The following is a 14339-nucleotide window of genomic DNA, read 5'->3' on the forward strand; positions in this document are numbered from 1 at the left end:
CCTTCATGAAAAAGCCCCCAGCGCCGCAAGGCGTGGGGGCTTTTTTTGTGGGCGGTACTTACATGTTCGGGTAAGTCGGGCCGCCAGCACCTTCCGGGGTGACCCAGGTGATGTTCTGCGAAGGGTCCTTGATGTCACAGGTCTTGCAGTGCACGCAGTTCTGGGCGTTGATCTGGAAGCGCTTGCTGCCGTCTTCCTGGCTGATCACCTCGTATACGCCGGCCGGGCAGTAGCGCTGCGCCGGTTCGTCGTACAACGGCAGGTTGGTGCCGATCGGGATGCTCGGGTCGGTCAGCTTCAGGTGGCACGGCTGCTCTTCTTCATGGTTGGTGCTGGAGAGGAACACCGAGCTCAGCTTGTCGAAGCTCAACTTGCCATCGGGCTTGGGGTAATCGATCTTCTTCGAGTCGGCCGCCAGCTTGAGGCAGGCGTAGTCCGGCTTGGTGTCGTGCAGGGTGAACGGCAGCTTGCCGCCGAACCAGTTCTGGTCGACATAGTTGAATGCCGCGCCGAGCATCGGGCCGAACTTGTGCATCGCCGGGCCGAAGTTGCGGCTGGCGAACAGTTCTTCGTACAGCCAGCTGGCCTTGAAGCCGTCGACGTAGGCGGTCAGTTCGTCGCCACCCTCGCTACCGGCCAGCAGCGCATCGGCCACCGCTTCGGCTGCAAGCATGCCGGACTTCATGGCGGTGTGGCTGCCCTTGATCTTGGCCACGTTCATGGTGCCCAGGTCGCAGCCGATCAGCGCGCCGCCCTTGAATACCATTTTCGGCAGCGAGTTCAGGCCGCCCTTGGCCAGGGCACGGGCGCCATAGCTGATGCGCTTGCCACCCTCCAGGTACTGGGCGAGTACCGGGTGGTGCTTGAGGCGCTGGAACTCGTCGAACGGGGAGAGGTAGGCGTTGGCATACGACAGGTCGACGATCAGGCCGACCACCACCTGGTTGTTTTCCAGGTGATACAGGAACGAGCCGCCGGTGTTCTCGGTGCTCATCACGTCCAGCGGCCAGCCGGCGGTGTGGATCACCAGACCTTGCTGGTGCTTGGCCGGGTCGATTTCCCAGATTTCCTTGAGGCCGATGCCGTAGTGCTGCACGTCGCTGGCGTTGTCCAGGTCGAAGCGCTTGATCAGTTGCTTGCCGATATGCCCACGGCAGCCTTCGGCGAACAGCGTGTACTTGCCGCGCAGTTCCATGCCGGGGGTGTATACGCCTTCCTTGGGGTTGCCTTCGCGGTCGACACCCAGGTCGCCGGTGATGATCCCGCGGACCACGCCGTTTTCATCGAACAGCGCTTCCTGGGCAGCGAAGCCTGGGTAGACTTCCACGCCCAGGTTCTCGGCCTGCTGGGCCAGCCAGCGGCACAGGTTGCCCAGCGAGATGATGTAGTTGCCTTCGTTGTGCATGGTCTTGGGCACGAACAGATCGGGCACCTTGACCGAGCTGCTGGCGTCGCGCAGCACGTAGATGTCGTCGCGCTTGACCTCGGTGTTCAGTGGCGCGCCGAGTTCTTTCCAGTCCGGGAACAGTTCGTTCAGGGCACGCGGCTCGAACACCGCACCGGAGAGAATGTGTGCACCGACCTCGGAGCCTTTCTCGACCACGCAGACGCTGATTTCATTACCGGCTTCGGCGGCCTTCTGCTTCAGTCGGCAGGCGGCGGACAGGCCTGCCGGGCCAGCGCCGACGATGACCACGTCGAATTCCATGTATTCGCGTTCCACAGGTTCTCTCCTACTCAAGGCTCATCGGTTTTTCTTTGTTGGCGGGTGTCAGGCGGTCATTTCGAAGTACCCGGGTGTGTAGCTCGGGTGATGACGGACTACACCGCTTTCTCTTGGCCGCGCATTATATCTACACCACTTGCGAGGTCCAATACAAACGTTTGTTTGAATTTGCCGCAGCCCAGTAAAATCAAAGACGCACGGCTTGAAGCTGGCTGGTTTGCCGTATTGACCGGATTGGGCGTTACGGTCAAGATACGGGCGGTTTTACGCTCGCCGTAGGCTGACCGTCGGATGCAGGAGCACCCCTAAAAACCAGGCAAAAAGCAGGGCAGTTACGCCAGGACCCGCCTTTGTAGTGGAGTTTACACGCCACGACAAACAATGACCCACGGGTTTTGCGCGCAAGCGTCGAGAACAGACTGCACAGTCAGTTGAATTTCACCTGCTCGCGTTCGTTTTTGGAGGTGCCCTTGTACCCACGCGCAATCGCCCGGTTCTGCCCAGGCGACATTCTTTTCACCGGAGAGTAACGAGGAATCCATGAAGGTTCTTGTAGCTGTCAAACGAGTGGTCGACTATAACGTCAAGGTTCGCGTCAAGGCGGACAACTCCGGCGTAGACCTTGCTAACGTCAAGATGTCCATGAACCCCTTCTGCGAAATCGCCGTAGAAGAAGCCGTGCGCCTGAAAGAGAAGGGCGTGGCGAGCGAAATCGTCGTCGTTACCGTCGGCCCGGCCACTGCCCAGGAGCAGCTGCGTACCGCCCTGGCACTGGGTGCCGACCGCGCCGTGCTGGTCGAGTCGGCTGAAGAGCTGACCTCGCTGGCCGTGGCCAAGCTGCTCAAGGCTGTGGTCGACAAGGAGCAGCCGCAGCTGGTCATCCTTGGCAAGCAGGCCATCGACAGCGACAACAACCAGACCGGCCAGATGCTGGCTGCGCTGACCGGTTATGCCCAGGGTACTTTCGCCTCCAAGGTGGAAATGGCCGGCGACAAGGTCAACGTCACCCGTGAAATCGATGGCGGCCTGCAGACCGTTGCACTGAACCTGCCGGCGATCGTGACCACCGACCTGCGTCTGAACGAGCCGCGCTATGCGTCGCTGCCGAACATCATGAAGGCCAAGAAGAAGCCGCTGGAGACTGTGACTCCGGACGCGCTGGGCGTTTCCACCGCCTCTACCAACAAGACCCTGAAAGTCGAAGCGCCAGCTGCACGCAGCGCTGGTATCAAGGTCAAGTCGGTGGCTGAACTGGTCGAGAAACTGAAGAACGAGGCGAAGGTAATCTAAATGACTATCCTGGTTATCGCTGAACACGAAAACGGCGCCGTTGCCCCGGCGACCCTGAACACCGTTGCTGCCGCCGCGAAAATCGGTGGCGATATCCACGTACTGGTCGCTGGCCAGAACGTGGGTGGCGTTGCCGAAGCTGCCGCGAAAATCGCTGGTGTGGCCAAGGTGCTGGTAGCCGACAACGCTGCCTATGCGCACCAGCTGCCGGAAAACGTCGCGCCGCTGGTGGCCGAGCTTGGCAAGGCCTACAGCCACGTGCTGGCACCAGCCACCTCCAACGGCAAGAACATCCTGCCGCGCGTTGCCGCGCTGCTGGACGTCGACCAGATCTCCGAGATCATCGCGGTCGAGTCGGCGGACACCTTCAAGCGTCCGATCTACGCCGGTAACGCCATTGCCACCGTGCAATCGAGCGCTGCGGTCAAGGTCATCACCGTGCGTGCCACCGGCTTCGACGCCGTTGCCGCCGAAGGTGGTTCGGCTGCTGTCGAAGCGGTTGGCGCTGCCCACGATGCGGGCAAGTCGGCATTTGTCGGCGAAGAGCTGGCCAAGTCCGATCGTCCTGAACTGACCGCTGCCAAGATCGTCGTTTCCGGCGGTCGCGGCATGCAGAACGGTGACAACTTCAAGCACCTGTACGCGCTGGCCGACAAGCTCGGCGCCGCCGTGGGTGCTTCGCGCGCCGCGGTCGACGCAGGCTTCGTGCCCAACGACATGCAGGTCGGCCAGACCGGCAAGATCGTTGCGCCGCAGCTGTACATCGCCGTCGGTATCTCCGGCGCGATCCAGCACCTGGCCGGCATGAAGGACTCCAAGGTGATCGTTGCGATCAACAAGGACGAAGAGGCGCCGATCTTCCAGGTGGCCGACTACGGCCTGGTCGCCGACCTGTTCGAAGCCGTACCTGAGCTGGAGAAGCTGGTTTAATCCAGCCGCTTCACTTATAAAGAGCCCGGTCTTTTGATCGGGCTTTTTTATTTCGCGACGCAAGGGAGGCATGTGCATGGGGTGGCTTGGCCGAATGGCGATGGCGGGATTGCTGGGGTTTGCCTGCTTGCCCACGGCGGCGCTGGCGGTGGGCAAGTGCGAGCGTCTGGTGGCGACCGGCAGCCCCGATGCGCCGCCCTATGCCTGGCGCGACCCGCAGGACCCCAGGCACCTGATTGGCGCCAACGTCGACCTGCTCAAGCAGGTGGCGACGGAGCTTGGGCTGAAGGTCGAGGTGCTGTACGCAGGCAAGCGCAACGAGGCGCAGGATGAAGTGCGCAGCGGACGCATGGACCTGCTGGTGGATGCGCCGCTGGCCACTGAAGACCTGACCCGCGTCGACTTCATCCACCCGGCGCTGCTGCAGAACGACTACCTGGTGTGGACCCGGCACGACTCCACGCTGGCCTACGACGGCCTGGCCGATCTGCACCAGCACCAGGGCGCGATCTCGGAGAAGGCCAGACTGACCCCGGCGTTCGCCCAGTTTGCCAAGGACCAGTTGAAGCTGGCGCCGGCGCAGAACCTGACCCAGGCATTCCAGAAGCTTTTGCTTGGCCAGGTCGACTATGTGCTGGCCGGGCGTTACGCCGGCATGGCCATGGCGCAGACCCTTGGCATGGCCAACGACCTGATCGCCCGCGGCCTGCCGCTGGATCGCCCCGGGCTGTACCTGGCGCTGTCGCACAATTCGGCGTGCAATGACGCCTGGTTGCGCGGACAGCTGGCCAAAAAACTGACAGAATTGCCGGCCTCAGGCGTGCCTCAGGCAGTACTGCAACGCAATGTCGAGCGCTGGAAGGCGCAGCTGCAGCAACCGCTCGACGCCCCCAAACAGTAGGAAGATTGTGTGAGAACTCAACCGCTTTTCGCTGCCATGGCGTTACTGGCCCTGGCCGGTTGCGCTGCCGATCCGGCGCCCCACGAGCAGATGCGCCTGTCCGAACAGGCGCTGGAGCAGGCCAAGGCCGTCGGTGCCACCGACGAAGTGGCCGAGCTGAAGCTGGCCGAAGACAAGCTTGCCCGCGCCCGCAGCAACATGGCCAGCGAGTCGTACCGTGATGCGCGGCTGCGCGCCGAGCAGGCCGAACTTGATGCGCGGCTGGCCGAAGCCCGGGTGCTGACCCTCAAGAGTCAGGAGCAGCTGTCGCTGCTGCAATCGCGGGTCAATCGTCTGCGCAAGCAGTTGGGGGAGCAACAGTGAGTTCGATCAAGCCCTTGGTGGCCGTGTTGTGTGCAGGTGTGCTGGGGTTGCAGGGCTGCGCCAGCGAGCGCAGCGAAACCGCCCTCGACCAGGCCGCCGCCAGTTTCCAGGCAGTGAAGGACGATTCCAATGTGCTGCGCAGTGCGCCGCGTGACGTGATCCGCGCCGGCGAGTCGCTGGCCCGTGCCGAGCGGTTGTCCAGCTACGTGGGCAGTGGTGCGGACGTGCGCCATTACGCCTACCTGAGTCAGCGCTACAGCGAGATTGCCCGCGAGCACAGCAACCTGGTGCTCAATCAGGAGCGCCTGGCCAAGCTCGAACTGGAGCGCCAGCGCCTGCAACTGGCCCTGCGCGAAGCCAAGCTGGTCAGCGTGCAGCAGCAGGGCAAATGGCTGGAGGCGCAGATCGTCAGCCTGGCCACGACCCAGAGCGACCGTGGCCTGGTGATGACCCTGGGTGACGTGCTGTTCGATACCGGGCAGGCCGAATTGAAGAACTCCGCCAGCCGTACCGTGCTCAAGCTGGTGCAGTTTCTGCAGCTCAACCCCCGGCGCGTTGTGCGCATCGAGGGGTATACCGACAGCACCGGCACTCCCGAGGACAACCTGACGCTGTCGCGTGATCGTGCGCAGGCCGTGGCGGACATGCTGGTCGACCTGGGCGTCGACGAAAAACGCATCCAGGTCGAAGGCTATGGCGACCAGTACCCGATCGAGGCCAATGCCTCGGAGCGGGGCAGGGCGCAGAACCGTCGGGTGGAGATCGTGTTTTCCGACGAGAAAGGCCACCTGGGCGCGCCGCGCTGAGGTCGAGGTAAACAAAAAACCGGTGATAGTCACCGGTTTTTTTATGCCGCAAAGCTTGAAAAACCCGCTGTCACACAACTGTGTAGTCGACTATTCTGGCATCTGTGCCCGTACACTTATGCACTGTTCCGGTATTCTTCGCCGACTGTACAAGAACAATTAGATAGCCCGCGTTTCGAGATCCGTCCCATGACCAATCTGTTGCTCTACCAGCGCATCGCCCAGCAACTGGCGGAAGACATCCGTCGCGGCGTCTATCAGCCCGGTGAGCGCGTACCGTCGGTACGCAAGATGAGCTCGCAGCTCAATGTCAGCCATGCCACCGTGCTGCAGGCCTATGCCAACCTCGAGGACCAGGGGCTGATTCGCGCGCGGCCGCAATCGGGCTACTACGTCCACCAGACCCCGGCCCTGACTGCGCAGACCCCGGACATCGCGCGGGTCGAGCGTCCAGGGCTGGTCACGCGTAGCAGCATCATCCAGCAGGTACTGACCGAAGCCCGGCGTGATGGGGTGTTCCCGCTGGGGGCGGCGGTTCCGCATGTGGACTACCTGCCGGTGCGCGCGCTGCACCAGCAACTGGCCAAGGTCACGCGGTTCCAGAGCCCGCGCGCGTTCAGCTACATGTTCAGCCCGGGTTTCGAGCCGCTGCGCCGGCAGATCGCCATTCGCATGCGCGACGCCGGGGTGGTGGTCGACCCGTCCGAAGTGGTGGTGACCCACGGTTGCGTCGATGCGCTGCAGATGTCGTTGCGGGTGCTGACCCGGCCAGGCGACCTGATCGCCGCCGAGTCGCCCACCTATTACGGGCTGCTGCAACTGGCGGACCTGCTGGGGCTCAAGGTGATCGAGATCCCCAGCGACCCGGCCACCGGCATCAGCCTGGAGGCCCTGCAACTGGCGGCCAACCAGTGGTCGATCAAGGCGCTGGTGCTGACTGCGCGGTTGAGCAACCCGCTGGGCGGCACCATTCCCGAGGAACGCCAGAAGCAGTTGCTGCGCCTGGCCTCGGATTTCAATATCCAGATCGTCGAGGACGATATCTACGGCGAGCTGATGTTCGAGCAAGGGCGCACCAAGGCGCTCAAGGCCTTCGACCGGCTGGGGCGGGTGATCTATTGCTCGAGCTTTTCCAAGACTCTGTCGCCGGGGGTGCGTATCGGCTGGATGATCGCGGGCAACTATCAGCAGGAAATTCAGCGACTGCAGACCTTTACCACGCACTCGGCGTGCAGCGTGACGCAGATGGGGGTGGCGGCCTACCTTGAAAATGGTGGCTATGACCGTCATCTGCGCTACATTCGCCAGGAATATCGCAAGAACCTCAGTGCCTACCAGCTGGCGGTACAGCAGCACTTTCCGGAAGGCACCCAGATGAGCCGGCCTACCGGGGGCTTCATCCTGTGGGTCAGCCTGCCGGGGCGGGTCAACACCCAGGAGTTGCATGTACGTGCCTTGCAGCAGGGCATCAGCATCGCGCCCGGGCTGATCTTCAGTAACACGGAGCAGTTCAACCACTGCATTCGTCTCAACTGCGGCATTCCGTGGAACCGCGAGGCTGAGCGGGCGCTGCTGACATTGGGGATGCTGGCCCATCAGCTTTGCCAGGAAACCGTCTCGGGCGGATACCTCTAGATCGCGGGCTTGCCAGCGACTGCAGGAACAGGGAGCATGTGCGACTCATGAATACGTCTCGTTGCCTATGAAAGCGTTGAGCTGTGCTGCCGTGATGTTGTGTGCGCTGGGCCTGTGTGCAACGGGCCCGGCACTGGCTGTGCCCGGACCGGGGCCGATACTGCTGGCACAGGCGTCGGCTGCCCCGGCACCGGACCGGAAGCCTTCGACCCAGGCCCCGGTAAAAGCGAGTGCCAAGCCACAGGCCAAGCCCAAGGCGCAACCCAAGACCAAGGCTGGCGACCCCAGGAAGACGCCGGCCAAGGCGGTAAAGTCGGGCAAGCGCAAGGCCTCCGAGGTGATTGCCGCGCCCTTGCCCAAGGCGCGCCTGGATCTGAGCCTGCCCCCGGAGATGGTCAAGGACCTGCAGCCGAGCAGTCAGGAGGAAGTCCGTGTGCGACGTCCGCTGCTGCCGTCGTTGTTCGAAGAAAAGCCTGCCGCGGACAGCCCGTTCCAGCTCAATGGCCGCTTGATCAGCAATGAAATGCAATTGCAGTTGCGCAATGATGCCCGTCAGGACATTGAGGGTGCAGCCATCGATTTCGAGTTCAAGCAATAAACGCTGCTCGACCTGCCGGTCACATTCTGCGCGGCGATATTTCATCTGAGCGGTAATTTCAAACACCTGTTTTAGCGGTTACTATCCCCATTCACCCATCATTTGTTAGGCCGAGGTCCATGTCGTCATGAACTGCCGTGAAGGCTGTGGCGCTTGCTGCATTGCCCCTTCCATCAGCTCGCCCATTCCTGGCATGCCGCACGGCAAGCCGGCTGGCGAACGCTGTGTGCAACTGTCCGAGCACAACCTCTGCAGCCTGTTCGGCCAGCCTGAACGGCCGGCGGTGTGCTCGGGCTTCCAGGCGGAGGTGGACACCTGCGGCAATGATCGCGACGAGGCGATCAGGATCATCGGCTGGCTGGAGCAAGTGACGGCGGCTTGAGTGAGTGGAACTTCGCAAACAAGGAAAACAACACGATGGGTTCGATGAAGCGGGTAGCGGTGATTTGTGGTCTGAGTGCGATGTTCATGTCGGTGGCGCAGGCTGAAGACTGGAAGGTTGCCAAGGAAGGGGATGGCATCAAGGTATCGCTGAGCGAAGTGAGTGGTTCGAACTACAAGGCCTATCAGGGCGTGACGACCATCAAGGCGCCGCTGGCCAAGGTCCGGGCGCTGCAGGAAGACGTGGCCGGGGCCTGTGCCTGGATTCACGAGTGCAAGAGCCAGAAGCTGCTCAAGCACGAGGGTGACCAGAGCTGGACCTACACCCAGTTCAATACGCCGTGGCCGGTCACCCCGCGCGATTCGATCATCCATGTAACCACCAGCGAAGGTGCTGACGGCAGCCTGACCCGCAAGCTGGAGGGTGTGCCCAAGTACCTGCCGGAAGAAAAAGGCTATGTGCGGGTGGCTGAAGTGCAGGGTTTCTGGAAGCTGGTGCCCAAGGGTGACACTACCGAGGTGACATACCAGGTGCACACCGAGCCAGGCGGCAGTGTGCCAGCGATGGTGGCGAACAAGTTCGTGGTGGATGCGCCGTTCAATACGCTCAAGGCGTTGAAGGAGCGGGCGGAGAAACCGTAACAGTTTGATGGTTGGCTGGAATATGTCTCAACTGTAGGGGCCGCCAAGGCTTGCTCCTCCTGCATGAAGCGTTACGCAACAAAAAAGGCTGCCCGAGGGCAGCCTTTCTTGTTGTTGCAGGCGAGCCGTTTGGCTTACTTGCGGTCTTCCAGTTTGACGATGTCACGCGACTCGTAGCCGGTGTAAAGCTGGCGCGGACGGCCAATCTTGTACGGGCTGGAGAGCATTTCCTTCCAGTGCGAGATCCAGCCGACGGTCCGCGCCAGGGCGAAGATCACGGTGAACATGCTGGTAGGGATGCCGATCGCCTTGAGGATGATCCCCGAGTAGAAGTCGACGTTCGGGTACAGCGAGCGCTCGATGAAGTACGGATCGGTCAGGGCGATCTCTTCCAGGCGCATGGCCAGTTCCAGCTGCGGATCGTTGGTGATGCCCAGCTCGCGCAGCACTTCGTCGCAGGTCTGCTTCATCACGGTGGCACGCGGGTCGCGGTTCTTGTAGACGCGGTGACCGAAGCCCATCAGCTTGAACGGGTCGTTCTTGTCCTTGGCCTTGGCGATGAAGGTGTCGATGTTCGAGACATCGCCAATTTCGTCGAGCATGGTCAGCACGGCTTCGTTGGCGCCGCCGTGGGCAGGGCCCCACAGTGCAGCGATGCCGGCAGCGATACAGGCGAACGGATTGGCGCCCGAGGAGCCTGCCAGGCGTACGGTGGAGGTCGACGCATTCTGTTCGTGGTCGGCGTGGAGGATGAAGATCCGGTCCATTGCCTTGGCCAGCACCGGGCTGATCGGTTTGATCTCGCACGGGGTGTTGAACATCATGTGCAGGAAGTTTTCGGCGTAGGTCAGGTCGTTGCGCGGGTACATCATGGGCTGGCCCATGGAGTACTTGTAGACCATCGCGGCCAGGGTCGGCATCTTGGCGACCAGGCGCACTGCCGAGATTTCCCGGTGCTGCGGGTTATTGATGTCCAGCGAGTCGTGATAGAACGCCGACAGGGCGCCAACCACGCCGCACATGACGGCCATCGGGTGGGCGTCGCGGCGGAAGCCGTTGAAGAACGACTTCAACTGCTCGTGCACCATGGTGTGATTTTTGACGGTGCTGACGAACTGAGCCTTCTGCTCGGCATTCGGCAGTTCGCCGTTGAGCAGCAGGTAGCAGGTTTCCAGGTAGTCGGATTGCTCGGCGAGCTGTTCGATCGGGTAGCCGCGATGCAGCAGGATGCCCTTGTCGCCGTCAATGTAGGTGATCTTGGACTCGCACGATGCGGTCGCCATGAAACCAGGGTCGAAAGTGAAGTGACCCGTGGCCCCCAACCCTCTAACGTCGATAACATCGGGACCAACGGTGCCGGTTAAAATGGGCAGCTCGACGGGGGCTGCGCCCTCGATGACCAACTGCGCTTTTTTGTCAGCCATGTGGCCTCCTATTAATGCTTGAAATCATCAGACAGACCCCCCACGCAGGGCCCGCACCACTATAGTGAGATAAATTCGAATGTCAATTTGCCTAAAGCACGGTTGTAAAGGGCTTTGGGCGCTGTTTTTCCGCGAAATTGCGGCCCGTTTACGCCTTTTGTTCGCCAAAGGCAATGCGCTATTTGGGCTAGGGCTTCACGTTGTCATTAGTAGCCTAACTGTCTATACTCGGCACCCGACCGCCAGGGGCTTTAAAGCCCGCTTTTCTGGGGTCGTCACTCCCTGGGTGGTGGGTACCTGACCAGTACACTTACCAACAACTTTGCCCTGCTTGCTAGGGGCTCTTCAGTGTGAAAAAAGCCGTGAAAAGCCAACGACCTGTAAACCTAGACCTAAGGACCATCAAACTCCCCATTACCGGCGTTACGTCATTTCTTCACCGTGTTTCCGGCATCATCCTCTTTCTGGGCCTGGGCATCATGCTGTACGCATTGAGCCAATCCCTGAGTTCCGAGGAAGGTTTTGCCGAGGTGAAGGCATGCCTGACCAGTCCGCTGGCCAAATTCGTGGCGTGGGGCCTTCTGTCCGCCTTGCTGTATCACCTGGTTGCCGGTGTGCGCCATCTGATTATGGACATGGGCATCGGTGAGACGCTGGAAGGCGGCAAACTGGGCTCGAAAATCGTTATCGCCATTTCCGTGGTGGTGATCGTTCTGGCGGGAGTTTGGATATGGTAACTAATGTCACGAACCTGTCGCGTTCGGGCCTCTATGACTGGATGGCGCAGCGCGTTTCTGCGGTCGTTCTCGCGGCTTACTTCATTTTTCTGATCGGCTACCTGGTGGCGCACCCTGGCATCGACTATGCCCAGTGGCACGCCCTGTTCTCCCATAACGCGATGCGGATCTTCAGTCTGCTGGCCCTCGTTGCCCTGGGCGCTCACGCCTGGGTCGGCATGTGGACCATTGCCACCGACTACCTGACGCCGATGGCGCTGGGCAAGTCGGCGACTGCAGTTCGTTTCCTGTTCCAGGCGGTATGTGGTGTCGCGATGTTCGCGTACTTCGTCTGGGGTGTGCAGATTCTCTGGGGTATCTGATTCATGGCTAACATTCCAACGATTTCCTTCGACGCCATCATCATTGGTGGTGGCGGTGCCGGCATGCGCGCTGCGCTGCAGCTGGCTCAAGGCGGCCACAAGACCGCCGTGATCACCAAGGTGTTCCCGACCCGTTCGCACACCGTATCGGCCCAGGGTGGCATCACCTGCGCCATCGCTTCGGCCGACCCGAACGATGACTGGCGCTGGCACATGTACGATACCGTCAAGGGTTCCGACTACATCGGTGACCAGGACGCTATCGAATACATGTGTCAGGAAGGCCCGGCTGCGGTGTTCGAGCTGGACCACATGGGTCTGCCGTTCTCGCGTACCGAAACCGGCCGTATCTACCAGCGTCCGTTCGGTGGCCAGTCCAAGGACTACGGTAAAGGTGGCCAGGCCGCCCGTACCTGCGCCGCTTCCGACCGTACCGGTCACGCGCTGCTGCACACCCTCTATCAGGGCAACCTGAAAGCCGGCACCACCTTCCTCAACGAGTGGTACGCGGTTGACCTGGTCAAGAACCAGGACGGCGCCTTCGTCGGCGTGATCGCGATCTGCATCGAAACCGGCGAGACCGTCTACATTCGCGCCAAGGCCACCGTACTGGCCACCGGCGGTGCAGGGCGTATCTACGCCTCCACCACCAACGCCCTGATCAATACCGGCGACGGTATCGGCATGGCCCTGCGTGCCGGCGTGCCGGTGCAGGACATCGAGATGTGGCAGTTCCACCCGACCGGCATCGCCGGCGCAGGTGTACTGGTTACCGAAGGCTGCCGTGGTGAAGGTGGTTACCTGATCAACAAGCACGGCGAGCGTTTCATGGAACGCTACGCGCCAAACGCCAAGGACCTCGCCGGTCGCGACGTTGTGGCCCGCTCCATGGTCAAAGAGATCATCGCCGGCAACGGCTGTGGCCCGAACGGCGACCACGTGATGCTCAAGCTCGACCACCTGGGCGAGGAAGTGCTGCACAGCCGCCTGCCAGGCATCTGCGAGCTGTCCAAGACCTTCGCGCACGTCGACCCGGTCGTTGCACCCGTACCCGTCGTTCCAACCTGCCACTACATGATGGGCGGCGTTGCCACCAACATTCATGGCCAGGCGATCTCGCAGAACGCCGACGGCGAAGACACCATCATCGAAGGGCTGTTCGCGGTCGGTGAAGTGGCTTGCGTATCGGTTCACGGCGCCAACCGCCTGGGCGGCAACTCGCTGCTCGACCTGGTGGTGTTCGGCCGTGCGGCCGGCCTGCACCTGGAAAAGGCCCTGAGCGACGGTATCGAATACCGCGACGCCAGCGACACCGACGTGGAAGTCGCGCTGAACCGTCTGAACAAGCTCAACGAGCGTACCGACGGCGAAGACGTGGCAACCCTGCGTCGCGAGCTGCAAAGCTGCATGCAGAACTACTTCGGCGTGTTCCGCACCGGCGAATACATGCAGAAGGGTATCGAACAGCTGGCTGGCCTGCGCGAGCGTATCGCCAACGTCAAGATCAACGACAAGTCCCAGGCCTTCAACACCGCGCGTATCGAAGCGCTGGAGCTGCAGAACCTGCTGGAAGTCGCTGAAGCCACTGCAATCGCTGCTGAAGTGCGCAAAGAGTCCCGCGGTGCCCATGCCCGTGAAGACTTCGAAGACCGTGACGACGAAAACTGGCTGTGCCACACCCTGTACTTCCCGGGTGAAAAGCGGGTTGCCAAGCGTGCAGTCAACTTCTCGCCGAAAACCGTTCCGACGTTCGAGCCTAAAGTCCGGACTTACTAAGGGTGGCCACTATGTTGAAAGTCGAAGTTTATCGCTACAACCCCGACACCGACTCGGCACCTAAGACCCAGGTGTTCGAAGTCGATACCGGCGGCAAGGACCTGATGGTTCTGGATGTGCTGGCACTGATCAAGGAACAGGACGAAGGTTTCTCCTATCGTCGTTCGTGCCGCGAAGGCGTGTGCGGTTCCGATGGCATGAACATCAACGGCAAGAACGGCCTGGCCTGCATCACCCCGCTGTCGGCGGTGGTGAAGAAGAACAAGCTGGTCGTGCGTCCGCTGCCCGGCCTGCCGGTCATCCGTGACCTGGTCGTTGATATGAGCATCTTCTACAAGCAGTACGAGAAGGTGAAGCCGTTCCTGCAGAACGATACCCCGGCGCCGGCGATCGAACGCCTGCAGTCCCCGGAAGAGCGCGAGAAGCTGGACGGTCTGTACGAGTGCATCCTGTGCGCTTGCTGCTCGACTTCCTGCCCGTCGTTCTGGTGGAACCCGGACAAGTTCCTGGGTCCGGCCGCTCTGCTTCAAGCTTATCGCTTCCTGGCCGATAGCCGTGACACCAAGACCCAGGAGCGCCTGGCGTCCCTGGATGACCCGTTCAGCGTATTCCGCTGCCGCGGGATCATGAACTGCGTAAACGTTTGCCCCAAAGGTCTGAACCCGACCAAGGCAATCGGCCACGTACGTAACATGCTGCTGCAAAGCGGCACCTGATTCAAAAGTGTTGTACCCGTAGCACACCGAAGTGCGGGCCCTTGCCCGCACC

At 61.5% G+C, this 14339-nt stretch carries 15 protein-coding genes; 13 read left to right on the top strand and 2 right to left on the bottom strand.

The window, feature by feature from the left end:
- Positions 1-58: 58 nt before the first annotated feature.
- The gene (locus MF6396_RS12170; protein WP_043863152.1) at positions 59-1723 is read right to left on the bottom strand and encodes an electron transfer flavoprotein-ubiquinone oxidoreductase; all 1665 of its coding nucleotides are present in this window, start codon (positions 1721-1723) and stop codon (positions 59-61) included.
- A gap of 543 nt (positions 1724-2266) precedes the next feature.
- On the opposite strand from MF6396_RS12170, the gene MF6396_RS12175 reads away from it, so the two are divergent.
- The 9 genes from MF6396_RS12175 to MF6396_RS12215 all read left to right on the top strand — a co-directional run bounded on the left by MF6396_RS12175 (position 2267) and on the right by MF6396_RS12215 (position 9272).
- A complete protein-coding gene (locus MF6396_RS12175; RefSeq protein ID WP_058541860.1) occupies positions 2267-3016 on the top strand; it encodes an electron transfer flavoprotein subunit beta/FixA family protein in 750 nt (249 codons plus the stop codon).
- Complete coding sequence (locus MF6396_RS12180) at positions 3017-3946, top strand: electron transfer flavoprotein subunit alpha/FixB family protein (RefSeq protein ID WP_043863150.1); 930 nt, start codon at positions 3017-3019, stop codon at positions 3944-3946.
- A gap of 94 nt (positions 3947-4040) precedes the next feature.
- On the top strand, positions 4041-4847 hold the full coding sequence (locus MF6396_RS12185) for a substrate-binding periplasmic protein (RefSeq protein ID WP_244988700.1): 807 nt from the start codon (positions 4041-4043) through the stop codon (positions 4845-4847).
- A 9-nt stretch (positions 4848-4856) separates the two neighbouring features.
- A complete protein-coding gene (locus MF6396_RS12190; protein WP_043863148.1) occupies positions 4857-5210 on the top strand; it encodes a DUF4398 domain-containing protein in 354 nt (117 codons plus the stop codon).
- Entirely contained in the window at positions 5207-6016 is an 810-nt protein-coding gene (locus MF6396_RS12195; protein ID WP_043863147.1) for an OmpA family protein, read from the top strand. Before MF6396_RS12190 ends, MF6396_RS12195 begins: the two co-directional genes overlap by 4 nt.
- A 189-nt stretch (positions 6017-6205) precedes the next feature.
- Positions 6206-7651, top strand: coding sequence for an aminotransferase-like domain-containing protein (locus tag MF6396_RS12200; RefSeq protein WP_078480451.1), 1446 nt, complete (start codon positions 6206-6208; stop codon positions 7649-7651).
- A 67-nt stretch (positions 7652-7718) separates the two neighbouring features.
- Positions 7719-8249 carry a hypothetical protein gene (locus MF6396_RS12205; protein ID WP_043863145.1) on the top strand — a complete coding sequence of 177 codons (531 nt, stop codon included), beginning with the start codon at positions 7719-7721 and terminating at the stop codon, positions 8247-8249.
- Between the two features lie 127 nt (positions 8250-8376).
- Entirely contained in the window at positions 8377-8631 is a 255-nt protein-coding gene (locus tag MF6396_RS12210; protein ID WP_043863144.1) for a YkgJ family cysteine cluster protein, read from the top strand.
- A gap of 35 nt (positions 8632-8666) precedes the next feature.
- Positions 8667-9272 carry an START domain-containing protein gene (locus MF6396_RS12215; protein ID WP_043863143.1) on the top strand — a complete coding sequence of 202 codons (606 nt, stop codon included), beginning with the start codon at positions 8667-8669 and terminating at the stop codon, positions 9270-9272.
- A gap of 134 nt (positions 9273-9406) precedes the next feature.
- Here the strand turns inward: MF6396_RS12215 and gltA are convergent, their stop codons facing one another.
- Positions 9407-10696, bottom strand: a complete 1290-nt coding sequence (gene gltA / locus MF6396_RS12220) for a citrate synthase (protein WP_043863142.1) — start codon at positions 10694-10696, stop codon at positions 9407-9409.
- 350 nt (positions 10697-11046) lie between these two features.
- Here gltA and sdhC point away from each other — a divergent pair, with 350 nt between their 5' ends.
- Genes sdhC through MF6396_RS12240 form a run of 4 tightly spaced genes read left to right on the top strand, consistent with a single transcriptional unit; the run spans position 11047 to position 14287 of the window.
- Positions 11047-11433 carry a succinate dehydrogenase, cytochrome b556 subunit gene (sdhC, locus tag MF6396_RS12225; protein WP_088515660.1) on the top strand — a complete coding sequence of 129 codons (387 nt, stop codon included), beginning with the start codon at positions 11047-11049 and terminating at the stop codon, positions 11431-11433.
- Positions 11427-11795 (top strand): succinate dehydrogenase, hydrophobic membrane anchor protein, encoded by a 369-nt coding sequence (gene sdhD, locus MF6396_RS12230; RefSeq protein ID WP_043863140.1) that lies wholly within the window; start codon positions 11427-11429, stop codon positions 11793-11795. The genes sdhC and sdhD overlap by 7 nt, the downstream gene beginning before the upstream one ends.
- Before the next feature lie 3 nt (positions 11796-11798).
- Entirely contained in the window at positions 11799-13571 is a 1773-nt protein-coding gene (gene sdhA / locus MF6396_RS12235) for a succinate dehydrogenase flavoprotein subunit (RefSeq protein WP_043863139.1), read from the top strand.
- 11 nt (positions 13572-13582) lie between these two features.
- The gene (locus tag MF6396_RS12240) at positions 13583-14287 is read left to right on the top strand and encodes a succinate dehydrogenase iron-sulfur subunit (RefSeq protein ID WP_043863138.1); all 705 of its coding nucleotides are present in this window, start codon (positions 13583-13585) and stop codon (positions 14285-14287) included.
- Positions 14288-14339: the final 52 nt, after the last annotated feature.

This window comes from Pseudomonas sp. MF6396, from assembly GCF_002018915.1.
Lineage (GTDB): Bacteria > Pseudomonadota > Gammaproteobacteria > Pseudomonadales > Pseudomonadaceae > Aquipseudomonas > Aquipseudomonas palmensis.